The sequence below is a fragment of the Streptomyces sp. NBC_01506 genome, assembly GCF_045040295.1.
In the GTDB taxonomy this organism is placed as follows: Bacteria; Actinomycetota; Actinomycetes; order Streptomycetales; family Streptomycetaceae; genus Streptomyces.
The window spans coordinates 6,175,838-6,189,201 of sequence record NZ_CP109422.1; the positions used below are offsets into that span (position 1 = coordinate 6,175,838).

The following is a 13,364-nucleotide window of genomic DNA, read 5'->3' on the forward strand; positions in this document are numbered from 1 at the left end:
CCGGGGCGGGTCAGGGATCGACCGTGAAGTCAACTCTCGTACGGGAATCGCTTTCCGGGGTCGTTTGTTAGCCTTGGTGATGGCACCGGCCCGATCCAAGCCCCCGGGCCCAACCTTCGTCGCTTCGAGCGACCACTTGCCGCGAGGCGAGCATGGCGGGTCGGTGCCACCCTTCGTCAACAGGAGCGTTTTCTTCTTAGTGTTCACGGACATTCACCGGAGAACGTCTTCACAGGAGCGGGTCCGCGTCACACACTGACGCGGACCCGCTCCTGTTTCTCCCGGCTTCCCGGTTCCACCCCCGTTACCGCCTACCTGCGGGTAGGTGCGACCATCGGACGGTCCCGCCGGTCGCCAGGCGCGAGGCGGAGCGGCAAGTGAAGCCAGTGAAAGCAGAGGAACACGGTCATGGCAACGGCGCCAAGCGTCTCGTACTCGATGACGGTCCGGCTGGAAGTGCCCGCGAGCGGTACGGCGGTGTCCCAGCTCACCACTGCCGTGGAATCCTCCGGCGGCTCGGTGACAGGTCTGGACGTCACCGCGTCCGGCCACGAGAAGCTGCGGATAGACGTCACGATCGCCGCCAGCTCCACCAGCCACGCGGACGAGATCGTCGAGGAACTGCGGGGCATCGAGGGTGTCACCCTCGGCAAGGTCTCCGACCGTACGTTCCTGATGCACCTCGGCGGCAAGATCGAGATGCAGTCCAAGCACCCCATCCGCAACCGTGACGATCTCTCCATGATCTACACGCCGGGTGTGGCACGGGTCTGCATGGCGATCGCCGAGAACCCCGAGGACGCCCGCCGGCTCACCATCAAGCGCAACTCCGTCGCGGTCGTCACCGACGGCTCCGCGGTGCTGGGCCTCGGCAACATCGGCCCGATGGCCGCGCTGCCCGTCATGGAGGGCAAGGCCGCCCTCTTCAAGAGGTTCGCGGGGATCGACGCGTGGCCGATCTGCCTGGACACGCAGGACACCGACGCGATCGTCGAGATTGTCAAGGCGATCGCCCCCGGCTTCGCCGGTATCAACCTGGAGGACATCTCCGCGCCGCGCTGCTTCGAGATCGAGGCCCGGCTGCGCGAGGCCCTGGACATCCCGGTCTTCCACGACGACCAGCACGGCACGGCCATCGTGGTGCTCGCCGCGCTGACCAACGCCCTGCGCGTGGTCGGCAAGTCGATCGGTGACGTACGGGTCGTCATGTCGGGCGCGGGTGCGGCCGGTACAGCGATTCTCAAACTTCTTATCGCGGCCGGTGTCAAGCACACCGTCGTCGCCGACATCCACGGTGTGGTGCACGCCGGACGCGCCGACCTGGTGTCCGCGGCGGCCGAATCACCGCTGCGCTGGATCGCCGACAACACCAACCCGGAGGGCGTCACCGGCACCCTCAAGGAGGCTGTTGTCGACGCCGACGTGTTCATCGGCGTGTCGGCCCCGAACGTGCTGAACGGCGAGGACGTCGCGGCCATGGCGGACGGTGCGATCGTCTTCGCGCTGGCCAACCCCGACCCCGAGGTCGACCCGGCAATCGCCCGTGAGACAGCGGCAGTTGTGGCCACCGGCCGCTCCGACTTCCCCAACCAGATCAACAACGTCCTGGTCTTCCCCGGCGTCTTCCGCGGCCTGCTCGACGCGCAGTCACGCGCCGTCAACACGGACATGATGCTGGCCGCCGCGACGGCCCTCGCGGACGTCGTCACGGGGGACGAACTCAACCCGAACTACATCGTCCCCTCGGTCTTCAACGACAAGGTCGCGGGAGCCGTCGCCGGAGCCGTACGCACCGCCGCCAAGGCCGCCGGTGACGCTGTGACAGGCGCCACGTCCGTCTGACGCCCGGCGCGTCGCGATTAGCGGCACCGTGCACCCACCTCTAGGGTGGCGGACCATGAGCCCGCTGCTCCAAGGGGGTTTCAGGGCCCGGATTGGCTTTCCCGCCGCTGGTGGGGGCAGGATGCTTTCTCAAGGACTATGTCCAGGGGATACCCCACTGGGGCGCGAAGACCTGAAGGACAGACCCGGTCACAGGGACTGTCAGAGGGTCCTGGCAGCATCGGCTTCGATCTCACGCCTCACACGCAAGAAGAACACGGGAGTAACAACATGAACCGCAGTGAGCTGGTGGCCGCCCTGGCCGACCGCGCCGAGGTGACTCGCAAGGATGCCGACGCCGTGCTGGCCGCCCTCGCCGAGACGGTCGGCGAAATCGTCGCCAAGGGCGACGAGAAGGTCACCATCCCCGGCTTCCTGACCTTCGAGCGCACCCACCGTGCCGCTCGCACCGCTCGTAACCCGCAGACCGGCGACCCGATCCAGATCCCGGCCGGCTACAGCGTCAAGGTCTCCGCGGGCTCCAAGCTCAAGGAAGCCGCCAAGGGCAAGTAACACCCTCAGGCAGAGCGCAAGGGCGGTCACCCCGGTCGGGGTGACCGCCCTTGTCACATGAGTTGTCACATGAGTTGTCACATGAGGACGAGGCGCCGGACGAGGCGTCAGACCAGCGAGCGGCCCGGCAGTTCGACCTTCGCGCCCAGCTCGACCAGCTTCTCCATGAAGTTCTCGTAGCCGCGGTTGATCAGGTCGATGCCGTGCACCCGCGAGGTGCCCTGCGCCGCCAGCGCCGCGATCAGGTACGAGAAGCCGCCGCGCAGGTCGGGGATGACCAGATCGGCGCCCTGGAGCTTCGTGGGGCCCGACACGACCGCCGAGTGCAGGAAGTTGCGCTGGCCGAAGCGGCAGTCCGAGCCGCCCAGGCACTCCCGGTACAACTGGATGTGCGCGCCCATCTGGTTGAGCGCCGAGGTGAAGCCGAGCCGTGACTCGTACACCGTCTCGTGGACGATGGACAGGCCCGCCGCCTGTGTCAGCGCCACCACCAGCGGCTGCTGCCAGTCGGTCTGGAAACCGGGGTGTACGTCGGTCTCCAGGGCGATCGCGTTGAGCGGGCCGCCCGGGTGCCAGAAGCGGATGCCCTTGTCGTCGATCTCGAACGCCCCGCCGACGCGGCGGAAGGTGTTCAGGAACGTCATCATCGACCGCTGCTGGGCCCCGCGTACGTAGATGTTGCCTTCGGTCGCCAGCGCCGCCGACGCCCAGGAGGCGGCCTCCAGCCGGTCCGGGATGGCGCGGTGGTTGTAGCCGCCGAGCTTGTCGACACCGGTGATCCGGATCGTCCGGTCGGTGTCCATCGAGATGATCGCGCCCATCTTCTGGAGCACGCAGATCAGATCCTCGATCTCCGGCTCCACGGCGGCGTTCGACAACTCGGTGACGCCCTCGGCCAGAACGGCCGTCAGCAGCACCTGCTCCGTCGAGCCGACCGAGGGGTACGGCAGCCGGATCTTCGTGCCGCGCAGCCGCTGCGGGGCCTCCAGATACTGCCCGTCCGCGCGCTTCTCGATCGTCGCGCCGAACTGGCGCAGCACCTCGAAGTGGAAGTCGATCGGCCGGCCGCCGATGTCGCAGCCGCCGAGACCGGGGATGAACGCGTGGCCGAGCCGGTGCAGCAGCGGGCCGCAGAACAGGATCGGGATACGCGACGAGCCCGCGTGGGCGTCGATGTCGGCGACGTTGGCGCTCTCCACGTGCGACGGGTCGAGGATCAGCTCGCCCGGTTCCTCGCCGGGGCGCACGGTCACACCGTGCAGTTGGAGCAGCCCTCTGACGACCCGTACGTCACGGATGTCGGGCACGTTGCGCAGTCTGCTGGGCCCGCTGCCGAGAAGGGCGGCGACCATGGCCTTCGGCACCAGGTTCTTCGCGCCGCGGACGCGGATCTCGCCCTCCAGCGGGGTTCCGCCGTGGACAAGCATTACATCGTCTGTGCCGGTCATGAATCTCGCGTTCCGGGAGTCGTCGGACAGGGGGCCAAAGCAAAAGGGTAAGGGGCTCGGGCCCCTCTCCCGTAAGGCATCGGGCGTCCTGGAGCCGTATCGAAGGTGGCGGAACACTTTCTGTTCGCCACCACTTGCCGTGAGTCACCTTTCATTTCATGCCCACTTCGGTGCCGGTTACGGCGCGTCCTTGCGCTCCCCGTGCCGCTGTGCGCCTGATCTGCGATCACGCACACTCTGCCGCGCGGGCCCCAAGGAAGGCCAATGTGCGGGATCATGTCTCGCATGACCGAGGTGTCCTCGCTCACAGGGCGGCTGCTCGTCGCGACTCCGGCCCTGGCGGATCCGAACTTCGACCGCGCCGTGGTGCTCCTGCTCGACCATGACGAGGAGGGCTCCCTCGGCGTGGTCCTCAACCGGCCCACCCCGGTGGACGTCGGGGACATTCTGGCGTCCTGGGGCGCCCTGGCCGGGGACCCGGGTGTCGTCTTCCAGGGCGGCCCCGTCTCCCTCGACTCGGCGCTCGGTGTCGCCGTCATCCCCGGTGACGAGGGGCCGCTGGGCTGGCGGCGGGTGCACGGCGCGATCGGCCTGGTCGATCTGGAGACCCCGCCCGAACTGCTCGCGCGGGCGCTCGGCTCGCTGCGGATCTTCGCCGGATACGCGGGGTGGGGGCCGGGCCAGTTGGAGGAGGAGCTGCGCGAAGGCGCCTGGTACGTGGTCGAGTCGGAGCCCGGGGACGTGTCGTCGCCGCGCCCCGAGAGCCTGTGGCGCGCGGTGCTGCGCAGACAGCGCAGTGAACTCGCCATGGTGGCCACCTATCCGGACGACCCCTCGCTCAACTGACGCGCCGCGCGCGGGCCGTCGGGGGCCGGGTCCGCGATTCCGGCGGTGACCAGGCCCGTCTCGTACGCCACGATCACCAGTTGGGCGCGGTCCCGGGCGCCGAACTTGGTGAGCAGATGGCTCACATGGGTCTTCACCGTCGACAGGCCGACGAACAGGCGCCGGGCGATCTCGGTGTTCGTCAGACCGCGCGCGACCAGTTCCAAGACGTCGCGCTCGCGGTCGGTGACGCCGTCGAGGCCCGCGCTGTCGCGGCGGGCCGGGCCGGGGCGGCGGGCGAACTCGGCGATCAGCCGGCGCGTCACGGCAGGGGCGAGCAGCGCCTCGCCGGCCGCCACCACCCGGATCGCGGCGAGGAGTTCGGCGGGCGGGGCGTCCTTGAGGAGGAAGCCGCTGGCGCCCGCGCGCAGCGCGCCGTACACGTACTCGTCCAGGTCGAACATGGTCAGGATCAGTACGCGCGGGATGCCGGGGGGCGGGGCTTCGGGTGGGGCGCAGATCAGGCGGGTCGCCTCGATCCCGTCCATGCCCGGCATCCGTACATCCATCAGCACCACGTCCGGGCGTGTCTCGGCGGTCAGCCGGACCGCCTCGGCGCCGTCCGCCGCCTCCCCGGCGGCGACCAGTCCCGGCTCGGCGTCCACGAGCAGCCGCAGACTGCCGCGCAGCAGCGCCTGGTCGTCGGCGACCAGCACCCGGATCACCGGGCGCTCTCCACGCGCGCGGTGGGTGTGCTTGTGGCTCTGGCGTACGGGAGGGTCGCCCGTACCGCGAAGCCGCCGGTGTCCCGGGGGCCGGCCGTGAACGTGCCGCCGTACAGGGCGACGCGCTCGCGCATGCCCACCAGGCCGTGGCCCTCGCGCCGATGACGCTCCGCGTGCTCGACCGGCGGCCCGTCGTTCACCACCTCGATACCGATCACGCCCTCCGCGGCCGTGACCCGCACCCGGCACGCCGCCGTGGGCCCCGCGTGCCGCAGCACGTTCGTCAGCGCCTCCTGCACGATCCGGTAGACGGCAAGACCCGCGCCCTCCGGCAGAGCGTCCAGCCCCTCGGCGGTCAGCTCCGCGCCCGCGCGGCGCGCCAGTTCGGGCAGGGCGCCGGGGCCGGGGGCCGGGCCGAGGGCGGCCGGCAGACGCTCGCCGGTGGTGTCCGAGCGCAGCACGCCGAGCATGTGCCGCATCTCCGTGAGCGCTCCCCGGCCGGTGGCCTCGATGATCCGCAGCGCGTCGTGCGCCTCCTCGGGGCGGGTCCGTACGACATGGTTGGCCACGCTCGCCTTGACGACGATCAGGCCCATCGAATGCGTCACGACGTCGTGCAGCTCCCTGGCGATCCGCAGCCGCTCCTCGGTGACGGCGCGCTGCGCCATCTGCTGCCCGGTCCGCAGGACCAGGGCGCGCCGCTCCCGTACGACCCGGCCCAGCTCCCCGGCGGCCAGCAGCGCGGCGAAGCCGAGCAGCAGTTGGCCGGGGCCCGCCGACCACCAGTACGTGTCCGCCACGTCCGCCGGCGCGAAGAGAGCCGCGACCGTCAGCAGGAGGATCGCCAGGCCGGGCAGCCAGCGCTCCCACCAGCGGCGGCCCTCGCGGGTCACGGTGACCGCGTAGAGCGCGAACGCGGCCGGCAGGAACGGGTCCCACAGCGCGTCGCAGGCCACGGCGACGGCGGACACCCCGGTCACCCAGCAGAAGACGGGCAGCGGGGCGAGCCGGCGCAGCGCCACCGGGAGCGTCGCGGCGGCCATCAGCGACAACTGGAGCCAGAACGGCACGTACCGGTCGCCGGCCGCCGTCCCGCCCGTCCCGCCCGTCCCGCCCGGCACGGAGGCGTCGGGGGTGCCGGTGGCGGTGAGCAGCAGGACGTACACGAGAACGACGAGCGCGTCGCGCCCCAGGACGGCACGCTCGGCCGCGACGTCACGCCCGAGAAGTGCGGGGACGCCGCGCCCGAACACCGCTCGTGCGCGGCTGTCGACGGTCATGCACCGACCGTAGCGGCGGCGGGCGGGCCACCGCGTCCCTCGCGAGAGGGAGACGGTGGCGCTCCGCCCCCGGCCCGATGCGCGGACGGCGGCGCGGGCGGGACCGTACGGCGCATGATCGAAGTGTCTGACCTGACCAAACGCTACGGCTCCACGACCGCCGTCGACGCGCTGTCCTTCACGGTCGAACCGGGCCGTGTCACCGGCTTCCTCGGCCCCAACGGCGCCGGCAAGTCCACCACGCTGCGCATGCTGCTGGCCCTCGACCGCCCGACCCACGGCCGCGCCCTGATCGGCGGCGAGCCCTACGGGCAACTGCGCGATCCGCTGCGCGCGGTGGGCGCGCTGCTCGAAGCCTCCTCCGTGCACGGCGGGCGCACGGCCCGTGCCCATCTGCGCTGTCTCGCACGCACCAATCGCATTCCCGACAGCCGGGTGGACGACGTGATCGGCATGACCGGACTCGACGGCGTCGCCGGCCGCCGCGTGAAGACGTTCTCGCTGGGCATGGGGCAGCGGCTCGGGATCGCCGCCGCGCTGCTCGGCGATCCGGGCGTGCTGCTGCTGGACGAGCCGGTCAACGGGCTCGACCCCGAGGGCATTGTCTGGATCCGCACCCTGATGCGGGAGCTGGCCGCCGAGGGGCGTACCGTCCTGGTCTCCTCCCACCTGATGAGCGAGGCGGCGCTGACCGTCGACCACGTAGTGGTCATCGGGCGCGGCAGACTCCTCGCGGAGGGTGGCGTGGACGACATCGTCCGTACGCACGCGGGCCCGGCCGGCTCTCTTGAAGAGGCGTTCATGCGGCTGACGTCGGGCGGTGTGCGATGAGCGCGGTACGCGACGATCAGCCCGGCAGCGGTCGGATGTCCCACTTCCTGGCCGTCCTCTCGGCGGAGGGGCTCAAGCTCCGTACGCTCCGCTCCACTTGGTGGAACCTGGCCGCCGTGGTGGCCCTGTCCGTCGGGATCGGGTTCCTCTACGGCTCGGTGATCAAGGGCAATTACGCCGACTTCGGGGCCAAACCCGCGTTCGACGCGGTCGGTTACGGCTTCGCCGGCACCAACGTCGCGCAGCTCGCCCTCGTCTGCTTCGGGGTGCTCGCGGTGGGCGCCGAGTACTCGGCCGGGACGGTCCGGGCCTCGCTCACCGCCGTACCGCGCCGGGGCGTGTTCGGCGCGGCGAAGCTCACCGCGGTCGCCGTGACCGCCTTCGCGGTGACCCTGCCGACCGCCTTCCTCACCTTCGCCGTCGCGCAGACGGCGATGGGGGAGCGCCAGAACGCCTCGCTCGGCGACCCCGGCGCGCTGCGCGCGGTCGTCGGGCTCGCCGTCTACCTGACCCTGCTGTGTCTGATTTCCGCCGCTGTCACGATGATGCTCCGCAGCACGGTTCTGTCCCTCGGCATCCTCGTCCCGCTGTTCTTCATCGTCTCGGACATCCTCGCGAGCCTGCCCGGCGTCGGCGCCGTCGCGCGGTATCTGCCCAATGTCGCCGGGGTCCAGCTCATGCGGGTCACGCCCGACGACCGGATCGACGTGGATGCCTGGGGCGCCCTCGGTGTGCTGCTGCTGTGGACGGCCGTGGCGCTCTGCGGAGGGCTCGCGACGCTGCGTCGGCGCGACGCGTGAGCGGGCGGTCGCGCAGTGCTCGGAGCCGGAGCTGTGCCCGGCGCCCTCAGGATGGCGCGAGCGTGGGTACCCTTGGCGGTTATGAGCACTCTTGAGCCCGAGCGCGGGGCAGGTACGGGCACCCTCGTGGAGCCGACACCGAAGGTGTCGCACGGCGACGGCGACCACGAGCGCTTCGCCCATTACGTCCAGAAGGACAAGATCATGGCGAGTGCCCTCGACGGCACTCCGGTGGTGGCGTTGTGCGGAAAGGTCTGGGTACCGGGGCGCGACCCCAAGAAGTATCCGGTCTGTCCGATGTGCAAGGAGATCTACGAGTCCATGGGCCCCGGCGGGGACAAGGACAAGGGCGGCAAGGACAAGAGCGGCAAGGGCAAGAGCTGAGCCGGAGCTGGGCCCTGCTGCTTCCATTCTGATCGCCGGACAGGCTCACAACTGCCCCTGGGGCGCGCGAAGACGGCGCCCCGGGGCAGTTCGCGTTCACGGCGGCGCGAGCGGGTAGACGTGGGGGTACGCGGGCCGGTGGGGGGTACACGTGTGCCGGGTCACCGAATGGTCGAGACCACTTGTCCGTTCGTCGTGGCCGGGCCTAGTGTCCAGCCTGGACATTCAACGACCTGTTGACTCCGGCATATGCCAGCCGAACGAGGACTGAGGACTGAGGACTGACGTGATGGACCTGATCCCCGCGCCTGTCAGTGTCGAAGGCCCGCAGAGCGGTGGCTTCGTCCCCGACTCGACCACCACGCTCTGGGCCGCGCCCGGGACCGAGAGCACCGAGCGCTGGCTGCGCGCCACCCTCGGGGCGGCCCTCGGACTCCCGCTCGCCCCCGGCCCGCCCGGCGGCAGCAACGCCGTGTCGCTGCGCATCGACGAGTCGATGGCCCCGGAGGCGTACCGGCTGGACATCACCGCCGAGTGGGGCGCGGAGATCCACGGCGGCAGCGCGGCCGGTGTCTTCTGGGGCGCCCAGACGCTGCGTCAGCTCCTCGGTCCCAAGGCGTTCCGCCGCGCGCCCGTGTCCCCCGGCGTACGGCAGGAGATCCCCCGTCAGGTCATCGAGGACCACCCCCGCTTCGGCTGGCGCGGTGTCATGCTCGACGTGTCACGGCACTTCACGCCCAAGGACGGCGTCCTGCGCTTCCTGGACCTGATGGCCGCGCACAAGCTCAACGTCTTTCACTTCCATCTCACCGACGACCAGGGCTGGCGCGTTGAGATCAAGCGGTATCCGAAGCTGACCGAGGTCGGCGGGTGGCGGTCGCGGACCAAGTACGGCCACCGGTTCTCGGACCTGTGGGACGAGAAGCCGCACGGCGGTTTCTACACCCAGGACGACATCCGCGAGATCGTCGCGTACGCCGCCGAGCGGCATATCTCCGTCGTCCCCGAGATCGACATCCCCGGCCACTCGCAGGCCGCCATCTCCGCCTATCCCGAGCTGGGCAACACCGACATCATCGACACCTCGGCGCTGGAGGTCTGGGACACCTGGGGCATCAACCCGAACGTGCTCGCCCCCACCGACAACACCCTGCGCTTCTTCGAGGGTGTCTTCGAGGAGCTGCTCGACCTCTTCCCCGCCTCGACCTCGCCGTACATCCACGTCGGCGGCGACGAGTGCCCCAAGGACCAGTGGAAGCGCTCGCCCGCCGCCCAGGAGCGGATCCGTGAACTCGGCCTGGCCGACGAGGACGAGCTCCAGTCCTGGTTCATCCGGCACTTCGACGGCTGGCTCTCCGCGCGCGGCCGGCGCCTCATCGGCTGGGACGAGATCCTGGAGGGCGGTCTCGCGCCCGGCGCCGCCGTCTCCTCCTGGCGCGGATACGCGGGCGGGATCGCGGCGGCCAAGGCCGGCCACGACGTCGTCATGTGCCCCGAGCAGCATGTGTACATGGACCACCGGCAGGCGGCGGGCGCGGACGAGCCGATGCCCATCGGATACGTCCGCACGCTGGAGGACGTCTACCGCTTCGAGCCCGTGCCGCCCCAGCTCGAGGGCGCCGAGGCCGCCCATGTCCTGGGCACCCAGGCCAATGTGTGGACCGAGGTGATGCAGGACCGCTCCCGCGTCGACTACCAACTCTTCCCGCGCCTCTCCGCGTTCGCCGAGGTCGCCTGGTCCGCGCTGCCCGCCTCCCCGGACCGCGACTTCACCGATTTCGAACGGCGAATGACCGCGCACTACAAGCGCCTTGACGCCCTCGGGGTCGATTATCGGCCGCCCGGCGGCCCGTTGCCCTGGCAGAAGCGCCCGGCGCCGAACGGGGACTCCGCCAGTCTCGGACGTCCGATCGAGGGACCGCCCCCGAACGTGTGAGCCCGCGCCGGCGTACGTGCCCCGCGCACGTCCGGCTGAGACCGTGAACCCGGTGAACCGAGCACCCCCCGACCGGGGTTGTCCGTACGGCAAAGCCGTACATGAATGCCGAAAGATGGCATTCCGTATGTGTCGGTGAAGAGGCGCGAAAAGGGATCTTCACCTCGTTCGAGGGCGGATGTGTCCTTCATGGACCCTCGGACCGGTAGGCCCGGAAGATGTGCCAGAGTTGCCTCGTCCGGCCTGTGAGCACGTACGGTACGGCCAACACAGGCGGACAGCCGGGACACCGGGAAGGGGCAGTGGGGTTGACCACGCACGCACCGCAGACGGCGCAGTCCGTGACGCTGCCGGTCTCGCTCGACGAGGCCGTGGCGGCACTGAGCGCCATGCCCGCCGCCGTGCCTGTCGCGGGTGGCACCGATCTGATGGCGGCCGTCAACAAGGGCCTTCTCAGACCGGCCGGCCTGGTCGGACTCGGCCGGATCAGCGAACTGCGCGGCTGGCACTACCAGGACGGACACGCCCTGCTGGGCACCGGACTCACCCACGCGCGCATGGGACGGCCCGACTTCGCCGCCCTCATCCCCGCGCTGGCCGCGTCCTCGCGCGCCGCGGGCCCGCCCCAGATCCGTAACGCGGGCACGCTCGGCGGGAACATCGCCAGCGCGGCCCCCACCGGCGACTCACTGCCCGTGCTGGCGGCCCTGGAGGCGGACCTCGTCGTCGCGGGCCCCGGCGGCGCGCGCCGGGAGATCCCCGTCTCGCATCTGCTGGCGGGCCGCGAGATGCTGGCGCCCGCCGAACTCATCGGCTTCGTACGGGTTCCACTGCTGCACGCCCCGCAGGTCTACCTCAAGGCGACCGGCCGCACCGGCCCCGGCCGGGCCACCGCGTCCGTCGCCGTCGTGCTCGACCCGGCGCGCCGCGGGGTGCGCTGCGCGGTCGGCGCGATCGCGCCGATGCCGCTGCGTCCGCTGGAGGCCGAGCGCTGGATCGCCTCGCTGATCGACTGGGACGCGGACCGGGGGCTGGCGCCCGAGGCGCTGGCCGCCTTCGGGGAGTACGTCGCCGCGGCCTGTATCCCCGACCCGGCTCCGGCGGCGGACGGGAGCGAGCCGCCCGCCCTGCCGCCCGCCGTACTGCACCTGAGGCGTACCGTCGCCACGCTGGCTCGACGAGCACTGGGGAGGGCGCTGCCGTGACCACCGACGAGAACGAGAACTCCGGGAATCCGGAGGGGCGTCCGCAGGCGCACGCTTACGGACATCCGCAGGGGCGCGGCGCGTGGCAGCCGATCCCGCAGGGCGGCGAGTACGACGCCGAGTCGACCGCCTTCGTCCAACTGCCGCCCGAGGACCGGGCGGACGCGCCGCTGGCCGCGCCGGGACACGGGTACGTACCACCGACGATCGACCAGCGGCAGCCGGGCGGCGGCGTGGCGCCCGGCGGTCCGGCGGGTGCCGGGCAGTGGGCGCCGCACACGCCGCAGGCGCAGCCCGATCCGTACGGCTACGGGCAGGGCCACCCGCAGGGGTACGACCCGCGCGGGGCCGGCGGCCCCGACGTGCCGCACGACCCGCAGGCGACCGGTCAGTGGTCCTTCACCGATACGGACGGTGCCGGTTCCGGTGTCGGCGCGGGCGCGGGCGCCGCCGCCGGAATCGACGACATTCGTACGGAGGCGGCGCCGCCGGCTCCGTCGCAGCTCACCGGGCAGTGGGTCATCCCGGTCGTCACGGACGATCTTCCGGACGAATCGGGCGAGTTCACCACGTCCATGCCCACCACCTCGCAGTGGTCGGGCGGCGCTCCGCCCGCCACACTTCCGGGTGGCGCGCGCGCTCCGTGGGCGCCCGAACCGGAACCAGAACCGGAACCGGTTGCGGAGCCCGTAACGGAACAGCGGCCGGAACCGGAGTCGGAACCGGCGCCGGAGGCCGAGCGCGAGGCGACCGCCGTCACCGAGGCCGAAGTACCGGCCGGAGCGGAGACGGACGCCGAGCCGGAAGCGGATGCGGAAGCCGAAACGGCGGCGGAAGCGGTGGCGGAAGCGGAACCCGCCCCCGGCGCCGTACCGGAGCCGGAGCCCGAATCTGAGGCCGAACCCGAGCCCGCCCCCCTCACCAGCAGCAACGACAGCGCCGAACACCCCGCCAACTCCTACGTCCTGCGCGTCAACGGCGGCGACCGCCCCGTCACCGACGCCTGGATCGGCGAGTCCCTGCTCTACGTCCTGCGCGAGCGCCTTGGCCTCGCCGGCGCCAAGGACGGCTGCTCGCAGGGCGAGTGCGGCGCCTGCAACGTCCAGGTCGACGGCCGTCTCGTCGCCTCCTGCCTCGTCCCGGCGGCCACTGCGGCCGGTTCCGAGGTCCGTACGGTCGAGGGCCTGGCCTCCGACGGCGAACCGTCCGACGTCCAGCGCGCGCTGGCCAACTGCGGCGCCGTCCAGTGCGGCTTCTGTATCCCCGGCATGGCCATGACCGTCCACGACCTGCTCGAAGGCAACCACGCCCCCAGCGAGCTGGAGACCCGCCAGGCGCTGTGCGGCAACCTCTGCCGCTGCTCCGGATACCGAGGCGTGCTCGACGCCGTGGGCGAGGTCGTCGCCGAGCGCGCGGCCAGCGCGGCGAGCGCCGACGCCGCCGACGAGGCCCGTATCCCGCACCAGGCACCACCGGGCGCCGGCGGCGCCCACCCCGCACCTCTCGACCCGCACGACGGAGGCATGGCGTGAGCGG

General features: G+C 71.3%; 12 protein-coding genes. 9 read left to right on the forward strand and 3 right to left on the reverse strand.

What is annotated here, in order from left to right; all coding sequences use genetic code 11:
• Window positions 1–408 precede the first annotated feature (408 nt).
• Together OG329_RS27425 and OG329_RS27430 are read left to right on the forward strand one after the other, a co-directional pair.
• Window positions 409–1,842: an NAD-dependent malic enzyme gene (locus OG329_RS27425; RefSeq protein WP_405798918.1), complete on the forward strand. Its 1,434-nt coding sequence runs from the start codon at window positions 409–411 to the stop codon at window positions 1,840–1,842.
• A gap of 270 nt (window positions 1,843–2,112) precedes the next feature.
• Complete coding sequence (locus OG329_RS27430) at window positions 2,113–2,394, forward strand: HU family DNA-binding protein (RefSeq protein ID WP_003954777.1); 282 nt, start codon at window positions 2,113–2,115, stop codon at window positions 2,392–2,394.
• Window positions 2,395–2,501: 107 nt separating this feature from the next.
• Here the strand turns inward: OG329_RS27430 and murA are convergent, their stop codons facing one another.
• Window positions 2,502–3,842, reverse strand: a complete 1,341-nt coding sequence (gene murA, locus OG329_RS27435) for a UDP-N-acetylglucosamine 1-carboxyvinyltransferase (RefSeq protein ID WP_356590035.1) — start codon at window positions 3,840–3,842, stop codon at window positions 2,502–2,504.
• Between the two features lie 285 nt (window positions 3,843–4,127).
• Here murA and OG329_RS27440 point away from each other — a divergent pair, with 285 nt between their 5' ends.
• Window positions 4,128–4,688 (forward strand): YqgE/AlgH family protein, encoded by a 561-nt coding sequence (locus tag OG329_RS27440; RefSeq protein WP_405798920.1) that lies wholly within the window; start codon window positions 4,128–4,130, stop codon window positions 4,686–4,688.
• On the opposite strand, the gene OG329_RS27445 is transcribed toward OG329_RS27440, so the two are convergent.
• Both OG329_RS27445 and OG329_RS27450 read right to left on the reverse strand, forming a co-directional pair.
• Window positions 4,661–5,392: a response regulator gene (locus tag OG329_RS27445; RefSeq protein WP_405798922.1), complete on the reverse strand. Its 732-nt coding sequence runs from the start codon at window positions 5,390–5,392 to the stop codon at window positions 4,661–4,663. The genes OG329_RS27440 and OG329_RS27445 overlap by 28 nt on opposite strands.
• A complete protein-coding gene (locus tag OG329_RS27450; protein ID WP_405798924.1) occupies window positions 5,389–6,672 on the reverse strand; it encodes a sensor histidine kinase in 1,284 nt (427 codons plus the stop codon). The genes OG329_RS27445 and OG329_RS27450 overlap by 4 nt, the downstream gene beginning before the upstream one ends.
• Window positions 6,673–6,786: 114 nt before the next feature.
• Here OG329_RS27450 and OG329_RS27455 point away from each other — a divergent pair, with 114 nt between their 5' ends.
• The 6 genes from OG329_RS27455 (at window position 6,787) to OG329_RS27480 (ending at window position 13,360) form a co-directional block, all read left to right on the forward strand.
• A complete protein-coding gene (locus OG329_RS27455; protein ID WP_405798926.1) occupies window positions 6,787–7,503 on the forward strand; it encodes an ABC transporter ATP-binding protein in 717 nt (238 codons plus the stop codon).
• The gene (locus OG329_RS27460; RefSeq protein WP_405798928.1) at window positions 7,500–8,303 is read left to right on the forward strand and encodes an ABC transporter permease; all 804 of its coding nucleotides are present in this window, start codon (window positions 7,500–7,502) and stop codon (window positions 8,301–8,303) included. The genes OG329_RS27455 and OG329_RS27460 overlap by 4 nt, the downstream gene beginning before the upstream one ends.
• An 81-nt stretch (window positions 8,304–8,384) precedes the next feature.
• On the forward strand, window positions 8,385–8,687 hold the full coding sequence (locus OG329_RS27465) for a DUF3039 domain-containing protein (RefSeq protein WP_031231446.1): 303 nt from the start codon (window positions 8,385–8,387) through the stop codon (window positions 8,685–8,687).
• 289 nt (window positions 8,688–8,976) lie between these two features.
• On the forward strand, window positions 8,977–10,623 hold the full coding sequence (locus tag OG329_RS27470) for a beta-N-acetylhexosaminidase (protein WP_405798930.1): 1,647 nt from the start codon (window positions 8,977–8,979) through the stop codon (window positions 10,621–10,623).
• 308 nt (window positions 10,624–10,931) lie between these two features.
• Window positions 10,932–11,828, forward strand: coding sequence for an FAD binding domain-containing protein (locus OG329_RS27475; RefSeq protein ID WP_405798932.1), 897 nt, complete (start codon window positions 10,932–10,934; stop codon window positions 11,826–11,828).
• Window positions 11,825–13,360, forward strand: coding sequence for a 2Fe-2S iron-sulfur cluster-binding protein (locus tag OG329_RS27480; protein ID WP_405798934.1), 1,536 nt, complete (start codon window positions 11,825–11,827; stop codon window positions 13,358–13,360). The genes OG329_RS27475 and OG329_RS27480 overlap by 4 nt, the downstream gene beginning before the upstream one ends.
• Window positions 13,361–13,364: the final 4 nt, after the last annotated feature.

Bases quoted from the DNA above. Each gene is read 5' to 3' on its own strand.
- OG329_RS27425 (WP_405798918.1), top strand. From the start codon at position 409: ATGGCAACGGCGCCAAGCGTCTCGTACTCGATGACGGTCCGGCTGGAA.
- OG329_RS27440 (WP_405798920.1), top strand. From the start codon at position 4,128: ATGACCGAGGTGTCCTCGCTCACAGGGCGGCTGCTCGTCGCGACTCCG.
- OG329_RS27470 (WP_405798930.1), top strand. From the start codon at position 8,977: ATGGACCTGATCCCCGCGCCTGTCAGTGTCGAAGGCCCGCAGAGCGGT.
- OG329_RS27455 (WP_405798926.1), top strand. From the start codon at position 6,787: ATGATCGAAGTGTCTGACCTGACCAAACGCTACGGCTCCACGACCGCC.
- OG329_RS27450 (WP_405798924.1), bottom strand. From the start codon at position 6,672: ATGACCGTCGACAGCCGCGCACGAGCGGTGTTCGGGCGCGGCGTCCCC.
- OG329_RS27430 (WP_003954777.1), top strand. From the start codon at position 2,113: ATGAACCGCAGTGAGCTGGTGGCCGCCCTGGCCGACCGCGCCGAGGTG.
- OG329_RS27465 (WP_031231446.1), top strand. From the start codon at position 8,385: ATGAGCACTCTTGAGCCCGAGCGCGGGGCAGGTACGGGCACCCTCGTG.
- murA (WP_356590035.1), bottom strand. From the start codon at position 3,842: ATGACCGGCACAGACGATGTAATGCTTGTCCACGGCGGAACCCCGCTG.
- OG329_RS27460 (WP_405798928.1), top strand. From the start codon at position 7,500: ATGAGCGCGGTACGCGACGATCAGCCCGGCAGCGGTCGGATGTCCCAC.